Source organism: Ideonella sp. A 288 (assembly GCF_002198735.1).
GTDB lineage: Bacteria > Pseudomonadota > Gammaproteobacteria > Burkholderiales > Burkholderiaceae_C > Pseudaquabacterium.
Window position 1 is genome coordinate 216,010 of sequence record NZ_MWLO01000123.1, and the last position, 23,252, is coordinate 239,261.

The following is a 23,252-nucleotide window of genomic DNA, read 5'->3' on the forward strand; positions in this document are numbered from 1 at the left end:
ACTTGACCAGCGCTGCCGAACTCATTGCCCAGGGCGACCCTGACGCCGCACTGGCCCAGCTTCAGAAAGAGGTTCGGGCCAAGGCGGCCGATCCGAAACTGCGCGTCTTCCTGTTCCAGTTGCTGTGCATCTTGGGCCAATGGCCCCGTGCGTTGAGCCAATTGACCGTGTGCGGCGAACTCGACGCAGGCGCGCTGGCCATGGTCAATACCTACCGAGAGGCCGTGCAGTGCGAGGCCGTGCGCGAGTCGGTGTTCGCTGGCCGCACCATGCCTCACCTCTTCGGAAAGCCCCAGCCGTGGGTGGCCCTGTTGGCCCAGGCCCTGCAATCCGAGGCGGCCGGCGACCTTGCCGGCGCCGCCAGCCTGCGGCGGCAAGCGCTCGACGACGCCCCGGGAACTTCCGGACAGATCGACGGCGTGGCCTTCGACTGGATCGCCGACGCCGATTCGCGGCTCGGACCCGTGCTCGAAGCGGTGATCAACGGCCGGTACTGCTGGGTGCCGTTCGCGGCATTGTCGAAGGTGCAGTTCGAAGCGCCGGAAGACCTGCGAGACCTGGTCTGGTTGCCGGCGCACCTCGAGTTCGTCAACGGAGGCGAGATCGTGGCCTTGGTGCCGTCACGCTATCCGGGCACAGGTTCGTTGCCGGATGCCGCACTGCGGATGGGCCGCAAGACCGAATGGCTCGAGCTCGCTGAAGGCCAGTACCGCGGACTCGGGCAACGGTTGTTGGTGACTGACGTGGTCGAGAAAGGCCTGCTCGACGTGCGCGAGCTGGTGCTGGACTCCACCCCAGAAGTCGACACGCCGCCCGCCTGACCCCCAACCCAGCGCGTGCGTTCATGGCGACCCAACTCGAGCCCCGGGAGCGGCTGCAACCGGCCCTGCTCGACCGGTTGACGGATGATTCGCCGACACAGCGCGTCGAGCCCGAAGGGCAGCGCGTGATGAGCAAGAATCAGCTGCGTCAGGCCGTGCTCCGAGACCTGAGCTGGCTGTTCAACGCCACCCAACCCACTGACCGCCTTGGCGAAGACTACCCCGCGCTGGCGTCCAGCGTGCTGAACTTCGGACTGCCGGCACTGAGTGGTCAGTTGGCCTCGAAGGTCGACATCAGCGTGCTCGAGCGCGCGATCCGCGATTGCGTCTTGCGCTTCGAACCCCGGTTGCTGCCCGAAACGCTCGAGGTTCGTGCACTCGAAGCGACCAGCGTGCTGGACACTCACAACATGATCGAGTTCGAGATTCGCGGCCACCTCTGGGCCCAGCCGGTGCCGCTCGAGGTGCTGCTGCGCACCCGGCTCGATCTCGAGGCCGGGCTCGTCGAAGTGCGCGATGCTGGCGCCTTCACGTCCACAAGGGCCCGGTAGGATGGATCCGCGGCTGCTGCGGCTGTACAACGACGAACTCACCCACCTCCGCGAGGTCGGTGCCGAGTTCGCCGCAGAGTTCCCCAAGATCGCGTCCCGCCTGGGCATGGAAGGCCTGGAGGTTGCTGATCCCTACGTCGAGCGACTGCTCGAAGGCTTTGCCTTCCTGGCGGCGCGCGTCCAGCTCAAGATCGAGGCCGAACAGCCCCGGCTGATCGCGCATCTGCTGGAGTCGATCTATCCAAACTTCCTCGCGCCCACGCCGTCGATGATGGTGTTGCGCATGGGAGCCGACCTGGGCGACCCGAACCTCGCCAAGGGCCATCGCGTGCCTCGGGGCAGCATGGTCCAGGCGCGACTGCCGAGAGGCCAGAACACGTTGTGCGAGTTTCGGACGTCTCAGGACGTGACGATCTGGCCCATCGAGATCACGGGCATCCAGTACTTCAGCTACGCCCCCGATCTGCCCATGGTGAGGGTACCTGTGGCACAGGGCGCCAAGGGCGGTATCCGCATTCGCCTGCGCTCAGGGGGTGGTTTGCGGTTCTCGCAGCTCGGGCTGGACCGGCTTACCCTGTACATCGGCGCGGCCAACGACACGGCCAACCGCCTGCACGAACTTTTGCTGGGTGCCGCGCTGGGCACCTGGGTACTCCACGGCACTGCGGGCAGCCTGGCCGAGTGGCGAGATGCCGACAGCGTGCAGGCCTGCGGATTCGAAGACGACCAAGCGCTCCTGCCCGAGACCGAGCGTGCGTTCTCCGGCCACCGGCTGGTGCAGGAACTGGCCGCCCTGCCCCAACGGCTGCTGTTCTTCGAGATCACCGATCTCGCGTCCCGTCTTTCCCGGGTGGACAGCGACACGGTCGAGTTGGTCGTGCTCTTCTCCAGAGGTGAGCCATCTCTCGAGTCGCTGGTCGACGACCAAAGCCTCAGCCTGCACTGCACCCCGGCCATCAACCTGTTCCGCAAGCGTCTCGACCGAGTTCAACTGGGGCAGGGCAACAGCGACTATCACCTCGTTCCGGACCGCACGCGGCCGATGGACTTCGAGATTCACAGCATCGAATCGGTGATCGGCCACGGTGCAGGCCGCGACGCCCAACGACAGTTCAGGTCGCTGTACGACACGCGGCACGCCCCCACGGGCAGTTCGGTCGGGTACTTCGCGCTGCGCAGAGAACCTCGCCTGCCTTCGGAGCGACAGCGACTTCAGGGGGCGCGCTCGGCGTATATCGGCGAAGAGGTGTACCTGTCGCTGATCGATGCCGACCACGGCGCCTATCGCGAAGACCTTCGTCAGCTGTCGGTGCAGGCCTGGGTGACCAACCGTGATCTGCCCACGCTGCTGCCCGCTGGCACCGATGCCCGCAGCGGCCCGATCTGGCGACTGGAATCGCCGGGCCCGGTGGCCACCGTCGACGTGCTCAAGGGCCCCACTCGACCGGTGTCGCGACAACCCGGCGGCGCCATCGGTTGGAGCTTGGTCAGTCAGCTCAGCATGAATCACCTCGCGCTCAGCGGCAATTCGCCGGACGAAGCCGCGGCCGGTCTGCGCACCATGCTGAAGCTGTATGGTCCGCTGGACGATGTTGCCTGGGCTCGGCAAGTGGATGGGTTGCGTGCATTGATCGCTCGCCCCGTGGTGAGGCGATTGCCGTTCAAGGGCCCACTGAGCTTCGGCAATGGACTCGACATCGAGCTCGAGATCGATGATCTGGCCTTTCAGGGTGCCAGTGCCTTCATGTTTGCGTCGGTGCTCGAGCGGTTCCTGTGCCGGCACGCCGCCGTGAACAGCTTCACCCAGCTCAGCTTGCGCTCCAGCCAGCGTGGTCTGGTGCACCGCTGGCCGCCCCGCATGGGCGGCAGGGAGCGGCTGTGAACGCCGCACGGCCGTACCGTTGCCCGCCCGGCGGCCCGAGCTGCGGTGTCGAGGGGGCGGCATGACGACCGGGGTCGACGCGCCGACAAAGCCGTGGCGACAGCAAGCGCTGGAGCACCTGCTCGACGACCTCGAGCGCCAGCCCTGGGCCTACGATTTCTTCGCATTGATGCGCCGGATCGAGTCGTTGCGCCCCGACTCGCCACGCATCGGCAAGGCGCAGCGGCCATCGCAGGAACCACTGCGGCTGAGCCAGGTCGCCGAGATGGACTTTGCACCGGCGCCCATCGCCCGCTTCGACCGCACCGGGCCCGGCACCGGGCGCCTGGGGGTCCGGTTCTTCGGCCTGCTCGGCCCCCAGGGGCCGATGCCGTTGCACCTGACCGAGTATGTGCGGGAGCGCCGCCATCAGCACGCCGACCCGACGCTGTCGCGATTCCTCGACATCTTTCACCACCGGCTGCTGAGTCTGTTCTATCGCGCGTGGGCGCAGGCACAACCCGCCGTGCAGATGGATCGCCCGCAGGACGACCGCTACGGGGTCTGGCTGGGCGCATGCTTCGGACTCGGCTCCGGCACCTCGGGCCGCGACTCCGTTCCCGATGCCGCCAAACGCTTCCAGGCCGGGCTGCTGGTCTGTCGCAGCCGACATCCCGAGGCCATGCGCAAGGTGTTGCGCCACTATTTCGGCGTGCCGGTGGCCCTGCAATCGCATGTGGCGCACTGGATGCCAGTGGCACAGGATGACCGTTCGCGGCTGGGCCATGCGGCGAACCGGCCCCAGCGGCGAGGCCTGGGCGGCGGCGGTGCCCAGCTCGGGCGCACTGCAAACACGGGCAGCAAGGTGTTCGATCGCCAGTTCAAGTTCCGCCTCGACATCGGGCCGCTGAACCTGGCCAGCTATGAGTCCTTCCTGCCTGGAGGCCGGGCCTTCGTCGAACTGCGCGACTGGGTTGGCCTGCTTGCCGGGGGCGACCTGTTGTGGGACGCTCGCCTGGGCCTAACCGGCGCCGAAGTTCCGCCGCCGCGGCTCGGCCGCACAGTGCGCCTTGGTCTGACCACCTGGCTGGGGCACGGCAGCCGCGGCGCTGCCGACCGATCCATCGACCGCTGGGACCTGAGGCTTCGGCCCGCTGCGTCCTCCACCCCGTACCGTCCTGGAGCCACCCATGGCTGAAATTTCCCGCACCGCCCTCTTCGGCAAGCTCAATCCGCTGGCCTACAAGGCCATCGAGGGCGCCACGGTGTTCTGCAAGCTGCGCGGCAATCCGTATGTCGAACTGCAGCACTGGATCTACCAGATCCTCAACACGCCCGACAGCGACCTGCACCGCATCGTCAAGCAGTACGAGATCGACAGCTCGGTGCTGGTGTCGGACCTCACGGCGTCGCTCGACCGGCTGCCGCGCGGCGCCTCGTCGATCACCGACCTGTCCAGCTTCATCGAGAACGCTGTCGAGCGTGGCTGGGTCTACGGCTCGCTGATGTTCGGCGACCGGCAGGTGCGCACTGGCTACCTGCTGATCGGGCTGCTCAAGACGCCTTCGCTGCGCGGCGCCTTGATGTCGATCTCGCGCCAGTTCGACAAGGTCAAGCTCGACGATCTCTGCGATCGCTTCGGCACCCTCTTGTCCGGGTCACCCGAAGAGCGGCAGTCGGCCACCGAAGGCGGTGGAGCGCCTGGCGAGGCCAGCGACGCCATTGCCCCGGCGGCGATGGGCAAGCAGGAGGCGTTGAAGCGATTCACCAGCGACCTGACCGAGCAGGCGCGCGGCGGCAAGATGGACCCGATCGTCGGCCGCGACGACGAGATCCGCCAGGTGGTCGACATCCTGATGCGACGCCGCCAGAACAACCCGATCCTGGTGGGCGAAGCCGGTGTCGGCAAGACGGCCGTGGTCGAAGGCTTCGCGCAGCGCATCGCCCGGGGCGACGTGCCGCCCTCGCTGAAGGACGTTGAACTGCGCGTGCTCGACGTAGGGTTGCTGCAGGCCGGCGCCAGCATGAAAGGCGAGTTCGAGCAGCGCCTGCGCTCGGTAATCGACGAGGTGCAGGCCTCCCCCAAGCCGATCATCCTGTTCATCGACGAAACCCACACCCTGGTGGGTGCCGGCGGCGCGGCGGGCACCGGCGACGCCGCCAACCTGCTCAAGCCTGCCCTGGCGCGGGGCCAACTGCGCACCATCGGCGCCACCACCTTTGCCGAGTACAAGAAGTACATCGAGAAGGACCCTGCCCTCACCCGCCGCTTCCAGAGCATCCAGGTCGATGAGCCGAGCGAACCCAAGGCGATCCTGATGATGCGCGGCGTGGCATCGACGATGGAGAACCACCACAAGGTGCAGATCCTCGACGAGGCGCTCGAGGGTGCGGTCAAGCTGTCGCACCGCTACATTGCCGGCCGGCAACTGCCCGACAAGGCGGTCAGCCTGCTCGACACGGCCTGCGCCCGCGTGGCGGTCAGCCTGCACGCCACGCCGGCCGAGGTGGACGACAGCCGCAAGCGCATCGAGTCGCTGGAGACCGAGCAGGGCATCATTGCCCGCGAGGCAGCGATCGGCATCGACACCAAGACCCGCTCGGCCGACGTCGAGGAACACCTGGCAGCCGAGCACCTGCGGCTCGAGGGCCTGCAGGCGCGGTGGGACGCCGAGAAGGCCTTGGTCGACCGCCTGCTGGCCCTGCGCGCCAAGCTGCGCGGCGCCGTGGCGCCGGTCGAAGGCACTGGCAGCTCGCTCGAGAAGCACCCGGATGCGGCATCGCCTGCAGCGCCCCACCTGAGCGACGAGGAGCGTGCCGCAGCGATGGCCGAACTGCAGCAGGTGCAGTCGGAACTCACCACGCTCCAGGGCGAGACGCCACTGATCCTGCCGACCGTCGACTACCAGTCCGTGGCCAGCGTGGTGGGCGACTGGACCGGCATCCCGGTCGGCCGCATGGCCGCCAACGAGATCGAAACCGTGCTGAACCTGCCCAAGCTCATGGCACAGCGCGTGATCGGCCAGGACCACGCGATGGAAATGATCGCCAAGCGCATCCAGACCTCGCGCGCCGGCCTGGACAACCCCAACAAGCCGATCGGCGTGTTCATGCTGGCGGGCACCTCCGGCGTCGGCAAGACCGAGACCGCGCTGGCCCTGGCCGAGGCGCTGTACGGCGGTGAGCAGAACCTCATCACCATCAACATGAGCGAGTTCCAGGAGGCGCACACCGTCTCCACGCTCAAGGGAGCGCCCCCCGGCTACGTGGGCTACGGCGAAGGTGGCGTGCTGACCGAGGCGGTGCGGCGCAAGCCCTATTCGGTGGTGCTGCTCGACGAGGTCGAGAAAGCCCACCCGGACGTGCACGAGATCTTCTTCCAGGTGTTCGACAAGGGCTTCATGGAGGACGGCGAGGGCCGCTTCATCAACTTCAAGAACACCCTGATCCTGCTCACCACCAACGCCGGGACCGAGCTGATTGCCAGCCTGTGCAAGGACCCGGAGCTGATGCCCGACCCCGAGAACATGTCCAAGGCACTGCGCGAGCCGTTGCTGAAGATCTTCCCGGCAGCGTTGCTGGGTCGGTTGGTGCCGATCCCCTATTACCCACTGTCGGACGAGGTGCTGGCGCTCATCGTCAAGCTGCAGCTCGGCCGCATCAAGAAGCGCATCCAGGAACACTACAAGGTGCCGCTCGAGGTCAGCGACGAGGTGGTGGCGCTGGTGGTGTCGCGCTGCACCGAGAGCGAATCGGGCGGCCGCATGATCGATGCCATCCTCACCAACACCATGCTGCCCACCATCAGCAAGGAGTTCCTGCACCGGCTGATGGAAGGGCTGCCGATCACCAAGGTCTCGGTGGGCGTGACCGATGGCGATTTCAGCTATGAGTTCGCCTGACAAGCGCCTGCGCCCGTCGGGCATCGCCGCGGCAGTGGCCGCGCAGGGCCCGACCCTGCAGGAGGCCCTGCAAGCGGCCATCAACGCCCTGCGAGCCGAAGACCTCGAGCGGGCCGACACGCTGTTCGAGGCCCTGCTGGCGCACTGGCCCGAGCAGCCCGATGCGCTGCATTTCCTCGGCGTGCTCCGGCACACCCAGGGCCGGCGCGAAGAGGCCGTTGACCTGATCCAGCGGGCCATCGTCGCCATGCCCGGCGAACCGGGGCCGTGGAACAACCTGGGCAACGTGCTGGTCGGTGCGCAGCGCTTCGACGAGGCCGTCACGGCCTATGAGCGCAGCGTGGCGCTCGCGGGCGATCAGGCGGGCGCCTGCGACGCGCTCAACAACCTCGGCACGATCCACCGCAAGCAGGGCCGGCTCGACGCTTCCGAGGCGGCGTGTCGGCGTGCCGTCGACTTGCGCCCCGACTTTGCCGATGCCTGGTACAACCTGTCGCAGGCCTTGATGGCCCAGGGCAGGATCCACGACGCTCTGGTGGCCAACAGCAAGGCCGTGTCGTTGTGGCCGACGCATCTGCAGGCGCGCAACCAGGTGCTGCGCGCGCTGCTGATCCTGGGCGAGCGCGATCGAGCCGCACAGCTTTACCGAGAGTGGCTGGCCGAAGAGCCCGACAACCCGGTGGTCCAGCACCAACTGGCGGCCTGCCTGGGCGAGGACGCCCCCGACCGCGCCAGCGATGCCTACGTGGAGCAGGTATTCGACAGCTTTGCCCAATCCTTCGATGCCAAGCTCGAGGTGCTTCAATACCGCGCCCCCGAACTGGTGGCACAGGCGGTCGAGCGCGCGGCGGGTGCCGCCCAGGCCACCTTCGATGTGGTCGACCTGGGCTGCGGCACCGGCCTGTGCGGGCCCCTGCTGAAGCCCTGGGCACGCTCGCTGGCCGGCTGTGATCTCTCGGTGGGCATGCTGCGCCAAGCCAGGCAGCGCAAGGTGTACGACGTGCTGCACAAGGCCGAACTCGTCTACTACCTGGACACGCAGCCCGAGCGTTTCGACATCGCCGTGTCGGCCGACACCCTTTGCTACTTCGGTGACCTCACCCAGGCCATGCGCGCCGCCGCCAGGGCCCTTCGCCGGGGAGGATGGCTGGTGTACACCGTGGAAGCCTTGCCGGAAGACAGCCCGGTGCCGCACCGGCTTCAGGCCAACGGCCGCTACGCCCATGCCCGCGAGCACGTGCGCACGACGCTCAACGATGCCAGCCTGCAGGCACGCGCCATCGAGCCGGTGACCCTGCGCCAGGAAGGCGGCAAACCGGTGCCCGGCTGGCTGGTCACGGCCGGCAAGCCATGACCCGCCACGCTTTGGTGCCGCACTCATCCTCATGGCGGGGGACGTACTATGACTTTTGTCGCTTTGCGATAGATCGGCGCGAGATCACCATCCGCTTCACTGTCGGTCCCACGGGCTCCCAATGGCCATCACACCGCCCTTCTCGCTGACGTCCCCGCTGCCTCCGGCAGAGCTTCGCTTCGCGTCGATGTCGCACACGGCCGGACTGAGCACGCTCGAAGAGATGCGGCTGCAGATGATCAGCCCCGAGTCGGACATCACGGCCGAGAAGTTGCTCGGGCAATCGGTGAACGTGGCGATCGAACTGCGCGATGGCGTCAAGCGCCACATCAACGGTTACGTCACCCGGTTTGGCTTCGGCCGCCACCAGGGCCGATATTCGGGCTACGAGGCCACAGTGCGGCCGTGGCTGTGGTTCCTGACCCGCACGGCCGATTGCCGCATCTTCCAGGAGCAGACCGTCCAGGAGATCGTCGAGACGGTCTTCGCTGACCACGCCGCGGTGGCCAAGTTCGAGTTCAAGCTGAACCGCCAGTACCGCAAGCGCGTGTATTGCGTGCAGTACCGCGAAACCGATTTCAACTTCGTTGCCCGGCTGCTCGAGGATGAAGGCATCTACTGGTATTTTGAGCACACCGACGGCGACCACAGGCTGATCCTGGTGGACAGCATCGCTGCGCACACCACCGTCAAGGGCTACGACACCCTGCCCTACTACGCCAATGCCGGGCAGGTGCCGCCCGACACCGAGTACATCTCGGGCTGGAACTTCTCGCGCAGCGTGGAAACCGGCAAGGCATCGATGACCAGCTACGACTTCGAGCGGCCGTCGACCAAGCTGTACGTCGAGGCGATGCTGCAGCGGCAGCACGACCAGGCCGACCACGAACAGTTCGACTTCCAGGGTGACTACACGCAGAAGGCGGATGGCCAGCAACTGTCGGACAACCGCATCGACGAACTGCAGTCCCGGCACGAGCAACTGAGCGGCTCGACCAACGCCCACGGCATGACCGTGGGCCACCTGTTCACGCTGGAGGGCCACCCCCGCGACGACCAGAACGCCGAGTACCTTTGCACGCAGACCAGCATCGTGGCCCAGGCCAACGCCGAGGAATCCGGCAATGCCGCCGGCGACTTCCAGTGCAGCTTCGGCGCCATGCCCAGTTCGCAAACCTTCCGCCCGATGCGGCGCACGCCAAAGCCCTTTGTGCAGGGCCCCCAGACTGCCGTGGTCGTCGGGCCCTCGGGTGAAGAGATCTTCACCGACAAGTACAGCCGCGTGAAGGTGCAGTTCCATTGGGACCGCCTGGGCGGCAACGACGAGAAGAGTTCGTGCTGGGTGCGCGTGTCGTCGCCCTGGGCCGGCAAGAGCTTCGGTTTCATCCAGATCCCCCGCATGGGCCAGGAGGTGGTGGTCGACTTCCTCGAAGGCGACCCCGACCAGCCGTTGATCACCGGCCGCGTCTACAACGCCGAGCAGATGCCGCCCTGGGAACTGCCGGCCAATGCCACGCAATCCGGCGTGCTGTCACGCTCCAGCAAGGGCGGTTCGTACAGCAACGCCAACGCGCTGCGCTTCGAGGACAAGAAAGGCAGCGAACAGGTCTGGCTGCACGCCGAGAAGAACCAGGACATCGAGGTCGAGAACGACGAGACGCACTGGGTGGGGCATGACCGCACCAAGACCATCGACCACGACGAGACCGTGCATGTGAAGCACGATCGCACCGAGACGGTGGACAACGACGAGACGATCACGATCCACCACGATCGGAAGGAGCGGGTGGACAACAACGAGAAGATCAGCATCGGTGTCAACCGAGCCGAGGATGTGGGCGCCAACGAAACGATTGAAATTGGTGCGAATCGCAGTATTTCGGTTGGCGCCAGTGAATCCGCAACCGTTGCGCTCCAGCGCACGCACACGGTCGGCGTCAATGAGACGATCGCAATTGGTGCAGCCCAAGAAATTACAGTTGGCGCCGCGCAAATTGTGGCGGTTGGTGCGGCACAAAGCATCACCGTTGGAGCGAACCAGTCCACAAGCGTTGGTGCGAATCAAAGCAACAGCGTTGGCGCACAGCAAACTATCAACGTTGGCGGGAATCGCACGCTTACCATTGGTGGTGCACAGAGCGCCACTATCAGCAAGGGCCGCAGCGCCTCCGTCGGTGACGACGACTCGGTGAAGATTGGAAAGAACCTAGTGCTGGACGCGGGAGACTCCATAACCATCAAGACGGGGAGCGCCAGCATCACGATGAAGAAGGACGGAACCATATCCGTCAAAGGTAAAGACATCACGATCAGTGGATCTGGCAAGGTGAACGTGAAGGCGAGTAGCGATATTGTGATGAAGGGCTCGAAGATTCTTCAGAACTGAATGGCGAACATGAACGAAATCGGAAACACGGTGGTTCTAGCCACTGGCGATGGCGCCGCGACCGAACTCGACACCCTCGCCCTACTTCTGGCCAAGCCACTTGAATCAAATGGCTCGAATGACACATTTGTCCGAATCGACGGCGTGCGCATTGGCAGACTGATCGGGTTCTCCGAGCACGGCAGCGTGCCACTGGTAGCTTTTGACGGACAACCACCAAGTGCGCCCATGGAAGCGCGAGCAACCATTGAATTGTCCGGCAGTCATGTCGGCAGGCAGTTGGTGTTGATGTTCGAGAACGGCGATCCGTTTAGACCCATCGCTGTCGGCTGCCTTGTCGATGTGAACCGTACCTCACTTTCGATCGATTCGCAAGCGATTGACGCAGACGTAGATGGTGAACGCGTCGTTCTCACGGCTAAAGAAAGATTGGTGCTTCGATGCGGTAAAGCCAGCATCACACTGACCAAAGAAGGAAAGGTCGTAGTGAAGGGCGAATACGTTTCGAGTGTGTCTGCAGGTGTTCTGCGCATCAAAGGCGGGTCTGTTCAGATCAACTGATTGTTGCACTTCCATACACGGCAGGAACGAATCAGTGGCAAATTGCGAAAATCGGACGCCCTTCAGCGCACAGGCCATGCCTTCGTCCGACCGTAACGGTCGAGATTTGATGTTGGCGGTGGTATCTGCACAGTTTCATATTCCACATCCGGCTCATCCGGTTACTCATTTGAGCCCGTGTTCAGTCCAGGAACCACCGCCGTTCTCGGATGAATATTTTGGTGAACCGGGCGCTAGCAGCATGAAGCTTGATGGTCAGTGCGCGTACTTCAAACCAGCGACTGATATCTACCTGATTGGCGACGCTTGCGCACCGCATGGCAATCCGGTGACAGAGATGAGAATGCACATTCGCGTCGGCACTTCAATTGCGCTTTCAATGAATGTATACGGCGATCGAACTTGGCAACGCGCTATCCCGTTCGGTGCCAAGCCATCTTCACCGGCCAAGTTCACGCGAATGCCACTCAGGTGGGAGCGTGCATTCGGTGGCGTGGCCAAAAACTCTTCCCCATACTCGCCGGCATTCGAGCCACGCAATCCGATCGGTTGTGGATTTGAAACTGACGTGGATGCAGCGATAGGCAAGCCAGTACCCAACATCGAAGATCCCGACGACCTTCTCACACAACTCTCTGATCGACCTCAGCCGATTGGAGTGGGTGCGATTGCTCGCCATTGGGAGCCGAGGCTTCGTTTGGCAGGGTCATATGGATCTACTTGGCAGCGCAGCCGCGCCCCACTATGGCCAGATGATTTCAATCCGGAATTCTTTTGTGCTGCGCCTCCATACCTTCGAGCCACGCCGCATTTAACCGGCGGTGAATTGGTGGTATTGGATGGCTTCCATCCCGACGGAAGGTTGCAGTTTGTTCTGCCTACGCTGAGATTTTCAATTGTCAATCATTTTGCAAATCGAGCGATTTCGACGACGAGCACCCTAGACGGCGTATTAATCGAATGCAATGATCTTCGACTGACAATTTATTACCGGGCCGCGGTATTAGCGCCGTTGTCTCTGGTCAAACACAGAAAAACCGTCATCCAGTTCGCCTCCGAACCCTTAGGAATGGCAATTCTGTGACGAAGGCTGTCGGTATCGAAATCATCGGATTTGGCGGTTGCAGTTCCTTAGGATATACGCTGCCAGCCACCCTTGCAGCCATGGGTGCAGGGCTCAGCAACTTCTCAGACACGGGGTTGAAGTCCGCATATGGCACCGCAGTCAGCGCGGGTGCGTTGTTGCATAAGCACCTACCGCGTGGTGAGCGACTCGCTCAACTTGCGAATTTCGGCATCCTTGATCTGCAAACTCTTTTGAAAGGCTTGCGATTATCGCGAGTGCCAGTAATGCTCGGACTGCCATCCGATATCACCCTGAAAGAGCGAAACCAAATCCAGCAAGCGCTTGAAAGGTTTCCAGAGTTGCATCCAAAAGCGGCAGACTATCCTTACGGACGTGCGAGCACATTTGTGGCGATCGCCGATGCGATGAGACTGATCGAGCGGGGTGTCCATCGGCACATCGTCGTAGGCGGCATCGACAGTTTGTGTGCAGCCAATACGATACAGGGTTTGATTGCCGCTGAGAGAATTTTGGGACCACATTCAGAAGGCACGATACCCGGTGAAGCCTCTGCGTTCGCCCTCCTTGCACAATTTGACGAACCCAGCTCGAACCCCAGTACAAGCCTCACGATCGAAGCGGTGTTCAGGCACCAGTCTCAGCCGTTCGATCAAACTCAAAAGGTGTCAGGCGATGGTCTTGCTGCGATCTTTCGATCGTTTCGAGAGTGGGGCTCAACGAAAGTTGATCGTGTTATAGCCGCGCACAGTGGCGAGGGATATTTTGGCCGAAGCTTTGCACATGCGTACTTGCGGGAGACTGAAATTATGCCAGAACCATTGACCGTAGATCTGACCGCAGATTGCGTCGGTGACACCGGCGCTGCTGCAGGGGTACTTGGCCTTTCTTTTGCCCGGTATCTCTTGGCCACCACGAAGCCGGGAATCCCCGGTCGTGCGTTGATATACAGTGAGTCAGACAACGGAGTGCAAGGCGCCGCGATCGTTGCGGGTTCGCCGAGCGCCTGGATGGACGATTCGATCGCGAACTCTCTCGCAAATTGAAGGATTAGGTCATGGGAACCCCGGTAGATGCCAACGGGCGCAGCGTGCTTCACAAGGGCCACGGAATGACCCATGTCTGTGCGGTTCCTGATGTTTGCAAGACACCCTCCCCCGGAGGTCCGATACCGATACCATACATCAACGTTGCAATGGACAGCAACATCACAGACGGTGCCGAAACAGTCAAGATTGAGGGAAATCCTGTCGCAAACGTGTCCTCCAAGATTTCCACGAGTACAGGAGATGAACCTGGAAGTGCAGGCGGTCTGATATCAAGCAAGTTCAAGGGAACAGTCACGTGGAAGATGGGGAGCCTTGACGTCAAGGCAGAGGGAAAGAGCGTTGTAAGATTCCTTGACACCGCATTTCACAATGGCAACACGTTCAATACCTCCTTCATTGATCAAGGTGGTACAGGAGTTGCATATGCCGATGATTTCGATGATCCATGTCCAATATGTAAAAGGGATTCTGGCGATCACAAGATAATTGAAACGGCCAGCAGTGCTAAGACGTGTGCAAAAATAGTTGCTGACTTGAAAGAGGCTTTTCGCAATGGTTCGGATGCTCAAAAGAACCTGTATGCCAAGCAACAGATGGGCAAGCGAAAAGGATGGAGCGGATACATGGTCGGTGTCATGGCATGTAAACATCAACCGCCTAAACTTTTCGCCGCAATGTCAGGCACCTACATACTAGATGGGTTCAAGACCATCGCGGAAGCAAACGGCTGTGCTGTGGTGGGTGGAGGAAGACGGACTCCGGATGATTTTGTATCAGCAAATACCTCCGCTGTGTCCAATGACATAAAGAAGGCGGCCGTGGAAAAGGCCTGGAAGAGCGCCGCCGACCGCATTGCTAACGGTGACAAGCGGTACAGCCACATGGGCATTTGTGCCGGAGCTCATCTCTTGGCTAAGAGCGGACACGCACCGGTTGAAATGACCGAGATGTTCTTCGCCCCAACGGGCGAATGGGGGCATGACTATGATTGGAAGGTGGAGGGCTTAAGACAGCAAGCACGAATGTTCGGCACTCAGGTTTCTGAGTTTTCACCGTGGGGAAACACAGTGGCTTCCTGCCAAACCTGTCAGGACCTCCTCTTTCTTACGATGTGCCCGGAGCGAACATGCAAGTAATCTGGCAGTTGTTCTTAACGTACCTGAATGATCGAATTCCTGCACTCACAGATACATTTCGTGGCGTGCCGACTGAGGAGATTGCGGCATTTGAAACAAAGCATCGAATCAAATTCCCGAACATCTATGTTGATTTTCTTTCGACAATGGGCGAGGACAGCGGACCACTGTATCCCTTTGGTGACACCCAGACCCACTCATTTAGTGAACTCACCGAGCAGTTCGAGGATGAAGACGGCGCGGCCGCATTATTCTTCATGGTGTCGTATGAAAATGACCCTTCAGCGCTTGGGTTGATGAACAAGTTCATCCCGCTTTCCGCCGTTGGCAGTGATGATGCCGAGATGCTGGAATGTGAATCTGGCGCTGAAATATCAATGGAGACATGCACAACTGGTTTATCCTTCGCCGAAACGGTCATCAGCCAAGCATTCCGACGGATCGACGTTTCTCCGAAGCGATACTCGTCGCTTGTCTTCTGCAAGTACGAGTCAGGCGGCGACGGCCTTACACTGAAGGCGGAGGTCGACGGACTTCTGAGCAGGTTAGGGTTTTCGAGCGCGGTTGGTGCGATGGCAAGAGTGTCCTGTTTGATCAAAGGTCAGACATCGGCGCTTATCGAAATGGACGATCTGACTTCCTTCGTAACCATACGCCTTAGCTCTGATTCGATTGCTGATGTCAAGAATGAGACACCCCACCTGTTGAGAAATATTGATGGTGCTGAATTGATCAAGCCACCGTCGGCTCAGCACGAAGAAACTCTTGAGTGACTGTCAAAAAGACCAGCATGCAGGTCCTTGCCGTGCTGCAACAACACGTCGACGATTCGACCGTCTTGGCGGCGAATCGAATGACGTCAGTCAAAGGTAGAGTTGCCCGATTGGGTCAATTTGTCGCTGTGGACCGCAGACTTCGCGCGCACTTCTCTGGACTCTGTCGTTCTGGAAAGACTGGTTGGGCGCTCTGCGATGAGGCCCTCGAATCGCCGTCCGGCGGACTGATCTTCACAATGACCGTGCTTGCTCTTGAAGCGCAAGATGGCGATCGGCTTGAAAGCATGTTAGCGATTGCCCGCGCTATTCCTGACACATCGTCTGGACTGCTCGCTGCATTCGAGTGGGCTGAGTGGCATTATGTCGCCCCGTTCGCAAGGGATATGCTGGCCAGCGATGACGACTATGCCAGATGGATTGCCATTGAGGCATTCGACGCGCATCGGGTCGACCCTGGACCTTCGCTATCCAGGTTGACGTCGGATTCAAGCGCACCTGTGCGCACCACTGCTCTTCGAGCGGCGGGGCACCTTGGTCGCAAGGATCTACTGGCCAACTGCCTTGCCGCACTCGACGATGAGGACGTCGCCGTGTGCGGGCAAGCCGCGCGATCGGCCGTGATGCTCGGTGATCGGCTGGGTGCGGTGGACGCCTTGGAACTCCTCGCTTTCGATCCTAAAATCCAGGATTGTCACAACCTGCCGCTGTTGCTCCAAGTCTCACACACGGTCTCGGGCAATGAAGTGCTTCGGCGACTCCAAGCAAGCCAGCAATCGCCTCGGCAATGGATAGAAGGCTCAGCGTACGTTGGCGATTGCGCGGCGGTCCAACCGCTAGTCACCTGCATGCGCGACCCGCTTTTGGCAAGGATCGCAGGCGATTCGTTCGCGCAGATCACAGGCGCAGAGATCGACAATAGCGAACTTGTTGGCGCAGCGCCGATTGGTGAGTCATTCGGACCGTCCGATGACCCCGACGATGCCTATGTTGCGATGGATCCGGATGAAGGCTTGCCCTGGCCGAATCAGAGTGCCGTTCAGGCTTGGTGGACGGCTGCTGCTCACCAATTCACGCCAGGAATCCGACACTTCATGGGGAGCGCACCCTCATGGCACGGGTTGGTCAGTACGTTGAGCTTCGGTCGCCAGCATCAGCGGTCTGCGGCGGCCAGGCAACTATGTTTGATGGCGCCTGGGCGACCGCTGTTCAGCACAGCGGCGCCGGTATGGCGCCAGATCAGAGCCATTGAGCAACTGTGATGGACCCGATATCAGCAAGCCACTCCCCAGTCATGTTGGGCGAGGATCCGGTTGACGGACTCAACCACGGTCGACGCCGGACTGTAGTTCCCAGTGGCACGCCCACGACCGAACCGGCGCTGGCGCAGGCTGCGGGGCTGTCGGTGTCGCGGGTCAGCCGGGTGATTGCTGCGGTGGAGGCTGCGGCGTATGGCTGAATGCCTTGTCGTCGGATTCCGGGGGCGGGTCTTGCCTCTTGCCATCGAGGTGAGCACCATCGTTGCGCCACTCGCTCATCTGGCTGCGGTGCTGAGCCAGCATGGGGTGGTGTCGCTGTACGTGCACTATCGCGATTTCAGGAAGTTCTGCGCCCCCGGATGCGAGGGATACCCTGGTTTGACCCTGGCAGCCTGAACTTGCCACGCCCTTGACGGCAGCCGCAAGGCCTGCAACCGATTCTGCAGGGCTGCATGGCAGTGACCTTCGGACACGTCGCTCAGGAGCCAGCAGTTCCACACTCCGGTGCTCTCAGTGATCGCGTGATATGCCAGATCGCCTCGCCCGCCCCATCATCCCCACAGTAGTTTCGCAGCACATAGAGGACGCTGCCTCGCTGCGTTCTGTCCGGTCAGTGTTCGTTCGCGCACCACATGTGAAGCTACTTCACCTGGGCCGCACCGATGAGCGCCTGCTGGCGCACCTGGACGGCATCACCGTGGCCGGCGACGCAGGCGCCGCCATGGTGCAACAGGCGCTGGACGTGCCGGGGGTCGGGCAGTTGTTCGTGGCCGCGGTCGGGGCCATCGAGCGGCGAGACAGCGCCCAGATCGGCCGCCTGCTGGCCTTGATGGACGAGATTCCCGACACGGCCCGCGCACTGGCGTCCGCGTTCGGTTGGGTGTCGGCCGACCTGCTGAGGGGTTTGACGGCCCCCCTGTTGGCGGGCAAATCGCCCGCCGAACGCTGGTTGGGCGTCGCGGCCTGTGCTTTGCACGGTGTCGACCCGGGCGTCACGCTGATGTCGGCGATGAAACACGACGACGCACGGCTGCGCGACCAGGCGGTCCAGGCCGCGGCCAAACTGGGGCGCGCCGACCTGCTCGCCGCCTGCGCCGATGATCTGAAGCAGGCTCAGGGGTCGCATCGGCTCACCTGCGCGCAGGCCATGTTGGTGCTCGGAGACCCCGCCGCTGCCCGGCCCGTGCTGCGCGAGTTGGCACTGCTGCCGCCCGACGACGCCCGTGCGTTGCCGGCGCTGCGCTGGGCGCTGCTTTCCGCGCCGCTAGGTGAAGCACGAGATCTGGTCCGCCTGCTCTCGAAGAACGGTGCGCCACCACGCACGCTGATCCGAGCCGCGGGCTGGGCGGGCGACGTGCAGGTGGTGCCCTGGCTGATCAAGCACATGGCCGACGATGTGCACGCGCGCGTGGCCGGCGAGGCCTTCAGCTTTCTCACGGGGGCAGATCTGGCTTTGCTGGATCTGGAGCGCAAGCCGCCCGAAGTGGTCACTGGTGGTCCCACCGAAGACCCGAATGACGACAACGTGGCCCTGGATGAGGACGAGAGTCTGCCGTGGCCCGATGCCGTGCGCGTCCAGGCCTGGTGGGATGCCAACGGATCGCGTTTTCCTGCGGGTGTGCGGTGCTTCGCAGGTGCGACGCCAGACGCCGCACATTGCCTCCACGTGCTGACAGAACACACGCAACGTCGTCGCCTGGCCGCGGCGCTGCTGCTTCGACTGGGTCGGCCCGATGCCGTTCTGTTCAATTGCGCCGCACCCACACATCGGCAGAAACGCCTGTTGGCCCGCATGCAAGGCAACGTCAGCGCGGCGGCGGCCTGAAGATCCACGCCGCACAGAAAGGGTCGACGCGGATGGATCCGGCCGGTCAGGCTGCCGCGGCCTGGCAGCCGCGGGCCGGGCCATCGGGAAACCGCTTCACTCGCGATTTGAAACCGCCCCGTCGCCCACCCACAATGCCGGACAATCCCCACACCTTCACACCGAAGGGGATTGGACAACGCAACGCATCCTGGGATGCCGCCTGTCCCCCACGCGCACCGCGAACACCATGACCGACAAAGACCGCCCCTCGTCCTTCACGGGCCGCCCGGCTCCAGCGCCAAAGCCGGCCGCCTCACCGGTGGACGACGACGTCACGCAGATCATGACGGGCAATCCCGCTTCGAGTGCCCCTGCCCCGAACGACGAGGCAACGATGATCATGCCTCGGGCGCTGGAGGATGCCGGGCCGCCGTCGGAGTTTCCTGCCTCCGAGTTCCCGGCCACTCGCCCAGGGGAGACCGACCCCACGCCGACGCCCACCGTCACCTCCATCGCGCCGCGCACGCCCGCGGCGTCGGGCTTTGGCGATGGCGCGTTCCCGCGCACCTTGTCCGGCACGCCCACGCAGCCCCCCACCCAGCCGCCGACGCACCCACAGGGCCAGTCGACCGGCACGCTCCCGGGCACGCCGGCGCAGCCGCCCGCCACCCTGCCCGGCAAGTCGGTCGGGGCCGAGCCGGACATCCGCCGCGTCGGCCGCTACCAGATCCTCGAGCGCCTGGGGCGCGGCGGCATGGCCACCGTGTTCAAGGCTCACGACCCGGGCATCGGCCGCGACGTGGCCATCAAGTTCCTGCACGCGTCGCTGTGCGAAGACGAAGGCTGCCGCGTGCGCTTCCTGCGTGAGGCCGGCGCGGCCGGTAGGCTGAGCCACGCCAACATCGCCATCGTGCACGACGTCGGCGAGATCGATGGCCGCCCTTACATGGCCATGGAACTCCTCACCGGCGAATCGCTGGCCGAGGAACTGGAAGAAAAGAAGACGCTGCCGGTGCGCGAGGTCGTCACCATCGGCATCCAGCTGGCCCGCGCGCTGGACTATGCGCACGGCAAGGGCATCGTCCACCGCGACATCAAGCCGGCCAACATCATGCGCATGGCCGACAGCCGCACGATCAAGGTCACCGACTTCGGCATCGCCCACATCGACGACCCCACCGACGACCAGACTGACCGCACCCGCGTCGGCGACATCCTGGGCACGCCGCAGTACATGTCGCCCGAGCAGGCCCGGGGCGACAAGATCGACGGCCGGTCCGACCTGTTCTCGGTGGGCATCGTGCTGTACCAGATGATCACCGGCGTGCGCCCGTTCCGCGGGGACAGCCTGATCGCGGTGGCCACGAAGATCGCCAACGAAGACCCGCCGCCGATCGACAAGCAGCGCACCGACGTGCCTGCGGCGCTGCGCCGTGCCGTCGATCGGTGCCTGGCCAAGCAGCAGGCCAACCGGTTCCAGACCGGCGCCGAACTGGCCGAGGCGCTGGTCAAGGTGCTCAACGAGATCGACGAGGCGGCCACGGCCAAGAACCGGCCGCGCATCGTGCCGCTGCGCGTCAAGTGGGCGGTGACGATGGCCCTGATCGTGGCGGTGGTGATGGGCATCACCGCCACCGTCATCACCCAGCGACAGCAGGCCGCGATGATGGCCCAGGTAAGCGACTACGGTGCCTCGCTGGCCCGGTTCATTGCCGCGCAGAACTCAGCCGCCGTCCTCGGCGAAGACTGGGATTCGGTCGAGGTGGCGGTGCAAGAGATCATGAAGACGCGCAACTTCGAGCGCGTGGTGGTCATCGACCTCGGCGGCATCGTGCGGGTGTCCAGCGTGCCCGGCCAGGCCGGTGCCAGCTACAAGCCGGCCGCGGCCGAGACCCTGGCCAAGCTGGGCGGCAACACGGCGGCCACGCGCTACGAGGCCGGGGGTGAATCGGTGCTGGGCTTCGAGTCGCCGATCACCTTCCAGGACAAGCAGGTCGGCCGAGTCGCGCTCGGCATCCCGGAGAAGCCGCTCACCCAGGTGGCGCGGCTGTCGATCACGCTGATGATCATCCTCGCGGTGGTCACGGTGTTGGCGGTGGCCATCGCAATGTACTTCGTGGCCGACTGGTTCGCCAAGCCGGTGCGCTTGCTCAGCGAGTCGATGGCCGAGATCGCCAAGGGGCGTTTCGACCACCGCATTGCCGAAAAGCGCAAGGACGAGTTCGGGCAGCTCTACGAGGTGTTCGATGCCATGGCCGCTGCATTGCAGGCCCGCGAGCGTGCCTCCGCTGGCGATGCTGCCTCACGACCGTCCACCGTGGGCCACACGCTCAACATCCCGGTCAGCCAAGCCACCGGCAACACCTTGCCGGGAGCCACGGCCACGATGCCGCCGGTCGGCGGCACACCGCCGTCGTCTGGCAGCACGCCTCCGGCGGCATGAAGCCGCGCGCGTGCCGCTGCGCCCTGCGCAGCGTCGATCCGCTGGGGTGGGTCCGTGGGCGTGCCGCCGCAGCAGGGCTTGCCGCGATGCTGCTGGCGGCCTGCGGTACGCCGCCCGTGACGGTTGCGACCCCGCAGGTCGACGGCCCACAGGTGCCAGCGGTCGTCCAACCGGTGGTGGCCGACGTCAACGGACAGGTGCTGGGCCGCAACGATCGGCTCCTGATCTACCGGCCTGCATCAGGCGACCAACTCGGCAGCATCGCCGCCCGCTTTCTGGGCAGTGCCGACCTGGCCTGGATGCTTGCCGAGGCCAACGGCGTCACCATGGTCGAGGCTGGTTCCCCCTTGATCATTCCCCTGCGTCCGCTCAACCCGCTGGGTGTCACCGCCGATCGGGTGCAGACGGTGCCCATCCTGTGCTACCACCGATTCGGCACGGGCAACTCGAAGATGATCATCTCGCCGGCCCGGTTTGCGTCGCAGCTGGAGTGGCTGTCACGCAATGGCTATCACGTGGTGCGCTTGGCGGATGTGCAGGGCTTTCTGTCGGGTCAACAACCACTTCCGCCCAAGTCGGTGGTCATCACCATCGACGACGGCTACGAATCGGTGCATCGGCATGCATTCCCGCTGCTGCGGCAGTATGGCTTTCCTGCCACGCTGTTCGTCTACTCCGATTTCATTGGCGCCGGCGATGCGCTGCGATGGCCGCAGCTGCAAGAGATGGCGAGTTCCGGATTGGTCGACATCCAGTCGCACTCCAAATCCCATCGCAACCTCATCGAGCGCCTGCCAGTGGAAACCGAAGACCGCTATCGGGCCAATCTCGACGCAGAGATGACCGTGCCGCGCGACGTGCTGCAACGCCGCTTGACGGGCGTCAAAATCCGACACATGGCCTACCCCTTCGGCGACGCCAACGCCACCGTGGTGGACAGCGCGGCCCGCAACGGCTATGAACTGGCCGCCACCGTCGTGCCAGGTGGCAATGCGTTCAATGCCCAACCGCTGCTGCTGCGCCGTACGATGATCTTCGGCGATCTGGACCTCGACGGGTTCAAATCCAGGCTGCAAACCTACCGCAATCTGGCGACGCCATGACCAGGCCCACCCCACGGCGCCTGTCGGGGCAGGCGGGACGGTTCGCGACCGTGAGCGCGGCCATGCTCCTGTCCGCCTGCGCCACGCAGGAAGCCACCGCGCCACCAGCGGCAGGGCAGGTGCCACTGCCCGCGGTGGTGCCGGCCCCGACGGGCGACCGCTCGATCGACCACTTCGAGGCACAACAACGCCAGCACGCCGAGCAGCACACCCGCCAGGGCCGACTCGCCGAGGCGGCGCTGGCCTGGGAGGTGCTGACCCTCCTTCGTCCCTCCCGCACCGACTACCGCGAACGCCTGGCCGAGGCTCGCGCCGCCATCGACAAGGCGGTCAGCCAGCGCGTGGCCAAGGCCACTGCAGCGCAGCAACGGGGTGACACACACGGCGCCGAGCGCGCTTGGTTCGAGGTTTTGGCGGTCGAACCGACCCATGGGGCGGCTGCACACGCGCTGCGCGAGATCGAAAAGGAACGCAACCGGGCCAGTGTGGTCGGCCGTTTTGCGCAGCCGCCCGGGTTGGCTCCGCGCAATGGCGCTGCGGCAGCGCCTGTTGTTCGATCACGCGCGCCGGAACGCGCAGTGGCCACGCCAGGCCAGCGCAACCTGATCGAGCACGCCAGCATCATGGCCAGCCAGGGTGAACTCGGTGCGGCGATCGCCATGCTCTCCGAACCAGCGGGCAGTGCCGCCCCTGATCCCCAGGCGAAGCTCTTGCTGGCTCAACTGCTGATGCAGCGGGCCGACGCTCAGCCCCCGTCTCAGCGCGAGGCGGCCGTGGCAGATCTAGAGCAAGCCCTGAAGCTCAATCCGAAGCTCGAAGCCGCGCGGGCGCGTTTGCAGCAACTCCAGCGCCGCACGCGCTGACCGCCCGCACCGATCACTTCAGCTTGTCGAGCCTGGCCTTGAGTTCAACGGCCCGCTGACGTTCGATCGTGGCGGTCTTGTTGCCTGGATCGAGCGCCAGCACGATGTCCCATTGGCTGATGGCAGCCACCAGATCCTGGCGGGCATAGGCTGCCCGTGCTGCCTTGGTCGCAGCCGCCACCTTGCCCAGCCGCTCGCGCTCCGCCACCTTGGCCGGATCGACTGCCGGCGGCGCTGGGGGTGCCGGTGGCACCGACACGGCGGGTGGCGGTGGCGCCGGGACCGGTGCCGGGGTTGGC

The 23,252-nt window shown here is 63.8% G+C and carries 18 protein-coding genes; 17 read left to right on the plus strand and 1 reads right to left on the minus strand.

Features of this window, described 5'->3' with window-relative positions:
- The first annotated feature begins 2 nt into the window (after window positions 1-2).
- The 17 genes from EOINJALH_RS14990 (at window position 3) to EOINJALH_RS15070 (ending at window position 22,953) form a co-directional block, all read left to right on the plus strand.
- The gene (locus EOINJALH_RS14990) at window positions 3-821 is read left to right on the plus strand and encodes a type VI secretion system accessory protein TagJ (RefSeq protein ID WP_088281363.1); all 819 of its coding nucleotides are present in this window, start codon (window positions 3-5) and stop codon (window positions 819-821) included.
- A gap of 23 nt (window positions 822-844) precedes the next feature.
- Complete coding sequence (gene tssE / locus EOINJALH_RS14995) at window positions 845-1,372, plus strand: type VI secretion system baseplate subunit TssE (protein WP_088281365.1); 528 nt, start codon at window positions 845-847, stop codon at window positions 1,370-1,372.
- Window position 1,373: 1 nt separating this feature from the next.
- The gene (tssF, locus tag EOINJALH_RS15000; protein ID WP_088281367.1) at window positions 1,374-3,254 is read left to right on the plus strand and encodes a type VI secretion system baseplate subunit TssF; all 1,881 of its coding nucleotides are present in this window, start codon (window positions 1,374-1,376) and stop codon (window positions 3,252-3,254) included.
- Window positions 3,255-3,273: 19 nt separating this feature from the next.
- Window positions 3,274-4,431: a type VI secretion system baseplate subunit TssG gene (tssG, locus tag EOINJALH_RS15005; protein WP_199873381.1), complete on the plus strand. Its 1,158-nt coding sequence runs from the start codon at window positions 3,274-3,276 to the stop codon at window positions 4,429-4,431.
- Complete coding sequence (gene tssH, locus EOINJALH_RS15010; RefSeq protein ID WP_088281371.1) at window positions 4,424-7,135, plus strand: type VI secretion system ATPase TssH; 2,712 nt, start codon at window positions 4,424-4,426, stop codon at window positions 7,133-7,135. The genes tssG and tssH overlap by 8 nt, the downstream gene beginning before the upstream one ends.
- Window positions 7,122-8,489, plus strand: coding sequence for a tetratricopeptide repeat protein (locus EOINJALH_RS31240; RefSeq protein WP_158219780.1), 1,368 nt, complete (start codon window positions 7,122-7,124; stop codon window positions 8,487-8,489). Before tssH ends, EOINJALH_RS31240 begins: the two co-directional genes overlap by 14 nt.
- A gap of 121 nt (window positions 8,490-8,610) precedes the next feature.
- Window positions 8,611-10,875, plus strand: a complete 2,265-nt coding sequence (locus tag EOINJALH_RS15025; protein ID WP_088281373.1) for a type VI secretion system Vgr family protein — start codon at window positions 8,611-8,613, stop codon at window positions 10,873-10,875.
- Between the two features lie 9 nt (window positions 10,876-10,884).
- Complete coding sequence (locus EOINJALH_RS15030) at window positions 10,885-11,436, plus strand: DUF6484 domain-containing protein (protein ID WP_234413856.1); 552 nt, start codon at window positions 10,885-10,887, stop codon at window positions 11,434-11,436.
- A 76-nt stretch (window positions 11,437-11,512) separates the two neighbouring features.
- A complete protein-coding gene (locus tag EOINJALH_RS15035; RefSeq protein WP_088281375.1) occupies window positions 11,513-12,520 on the plus strand; it encodes a DUF2169 domain-containing protein in 1,008 nt (335 codons plus the stop codon).
- Complete coding sequence (locus EOINJALH_RS31245; RefSeq protein ID WP_144290040.1) at window positions 12,517-13,566, plus strand: hypothetical protein; 1,050 nt, start codon at window positions 12,517-12,519, stop codon at window positions 13,564-13,566. The genes EOINJALH_RS15035 and EOINJALH_RS31245 overlap by 4 nt, the downstream gene beginning before the upstream one ends.
- Window positions 13,567-13,631: 65 nt before the next feature.
- Window positions 13,632-14,705 (plus strand): DUF4150 domain-containing protein, encoded by a 1,074-nt coding sequence (locus EOINJALH_RS15040; RefSeq protein ID WP_199873382.1) that lies wholly within the window; start codon window positions 13,632-13,634, stop codon window positions 14,703-14,705.
- Window positions 14,696-15,478 (plus strand): SMI1/KNR4 family protein, encoded by a 783-nt coding sequence (locus EOINJALH_RS31250; protein WP_144290041.1) that lies wholly within the window; start codon window positions 14,696-14,698, stop codon window positions 15,476-15,478. The genes EOINJALH_RS15040 and EOINJALH_RS31250 overlap by 10 nt, the downstream gene beginning before the upstream one ends.
- On the plus strand, window positions 15,475-16,740 hold the full coding sequence (locus EOINJALH_RS15045; protein ID WP_144290042.1) for a TIGR02270 family protein: 1,266 nt from the start codon (window positions 15,475-15,477) through the stop codon (window positions 16,738-16,740). The genes EOINJALH_RS31250 and EOINJALH_RS15045 overlap by 4 nt, the downstream gene beginning before the upstream one ends.
- Window positions 16,741-17,263: 523 nt before the next feature.
- Complete coding sequence (locus EOINJALH_RS15055) at window positions 17,264-18,562, plus strand: TIGR02270 family protein (protein ID WP_088281383.1); 1,299 nt, start codon at window positions 17,264-17,266, stop codon at window positions 18,560-18,562.
- A gap of 229 nt (window positions 18,563-18,791) precedes the next feature.
- A complete protein-coding gene (locus tag EOINJALH_RS15060; RefSeq protein WP_234413858.1) occupies window positions 18,792-20,987 on the plus strand; it encodes a protein kinase domain-containing protein in 2,196 nt (731 codons plus the stop codon).
- Window positions 20,984-22,090, plus strand: coding sequence for a polysaccharide deacetylase family protein (locus EOINJALH_RS15065; protein ID WP_088281387.1), 1,107 nt, complete (start codon window positions 20,984-20,986; stop codon window positions 22,088-22,090). The genes EOINJALH_RS15060 and EOINJALH_RS15065 overlap by 4 nt, the downstream gene beginning before the upstream one ends.
- Before the next feature lie 62 nt (window positions 22,091-22,152).
- Window positions 22,153-22,953 (plus strand): hypothetical protein, encoded by an 801-nt coding sequence (locus EOINJALH_RS15070; protein ID WP_088281389.1) that lies wholly within the window; start codon window positions 22,153-22,155, stop codon window positions 22,951-22,953.
- A gap of 13 nt (window positions 22,954-22,966) precedes the next feature.
- Here EOINJALH_RS15070 and EOINJALH_RS32185 read toward each other — a convergent pair.
- On the minus strand, window positions 22,967-23,252 hold a 286-nt coding region (locus EOINJALH_RS32185), incomplete at its 5' end, for a hypothetical protein (protein WP_404872763.1).

Excerpts from the sequence above, each read along its gene's own strand:
- tssE (WP_088281365.1), top strand. The coding sequence starts at position 845 with ATGGCGACCCAACTCGAGCCCCGGGAGCGGCTGCAACCGGCCCTGCTC.
- tssF (WP_088281367.1), top strand. The coding sequence starts at position 1,374 with ATGGATCCGCGGCTGCTGCGGCTGTACAACGACGAACTCACCCACCTC.
- tssH (WP_088281371.1), top strand. The coding sequence starts at position 4,424 with ATGGCTGAAATTTCCCGCACCGCCCTCTTCGGCAAGCTCAATCCGCTG.
- EOINJALH_RS31240 (WP_158219780.1), top strand. The coding sequence starts at position 7,122 with ATGAGTTCGCCTGACAAGCGCCTGCGCCCGTCGGGCATCGCCGCGGCA.
- EOINJALH_RS15025 (WP_088281373.1), top strand. The coding sequence starts at position 8,611 with ATGGCCATCACACCGCCCTTCTCGCTGACGTCCCCGCTGCCTCCGGCA.
- EOINJALH_RS15030 (WP_234413856.1), top strand. The coding sequence starts at position 10,885 with ATGAACGAAATCGGAAACACGGTGGTTCTAGCCACTGGCGATGGCGCC.
- EOINJALH_RS15035 (WP_088281375.1), top strand. The coding sequence starts at position 11,513 with ATGCCTTCGTCCGACCGTAACGGTCGAGATTTGATGTTGGCGGTGGTA.
- EOINJALH_RS15040 (WP_199873382.1), top strand. The coding sequence starts at position 13,632 with ATGACCCATGTCTGTGCGGTTCCTGATGTTTGCAAGACACCCTCCCCC.
- EOINJALH_RS31250 (WP_144290041.1), top strand. The coding sequence starts at position 14,696 with ATGCAAGTAATCTGGCAGTTGTTCTTAACGTACCTGAATGATCGAATT.
- EOINJALH_RS15055 (WP_088281383.1), top strand. The coding sequence starts at position 17,264 with ATGCCAGATCGCCTCGCCCGCCCCATCATCCCCACAGTAGTTTCGCAG.
- EOINJALH_RS15060 (WP_234413858.1), top strand. The coding sequence starts at position 18,792 with ATGACCGACAAAGACCGCCCCTCGTCCTTCACGGGCCGCCCGGCTCCA.
- EOINJALH_RS15065 (WP_088281387.1), top strand. The coding sequence starts at position 20,984 with ATGAAGCCGCGCGCGTGCCGCTGCGCCCTGCGCAGCGTCGATCCGCTG.
- EOINJALH_RS15070 (WP_088281389.1), top strand. The coding sequence starts at position 22,153 with ATGCTCCTGTCCGCCTGCGCCACGCAGGAAGCCACCGCGCCACCAGCG.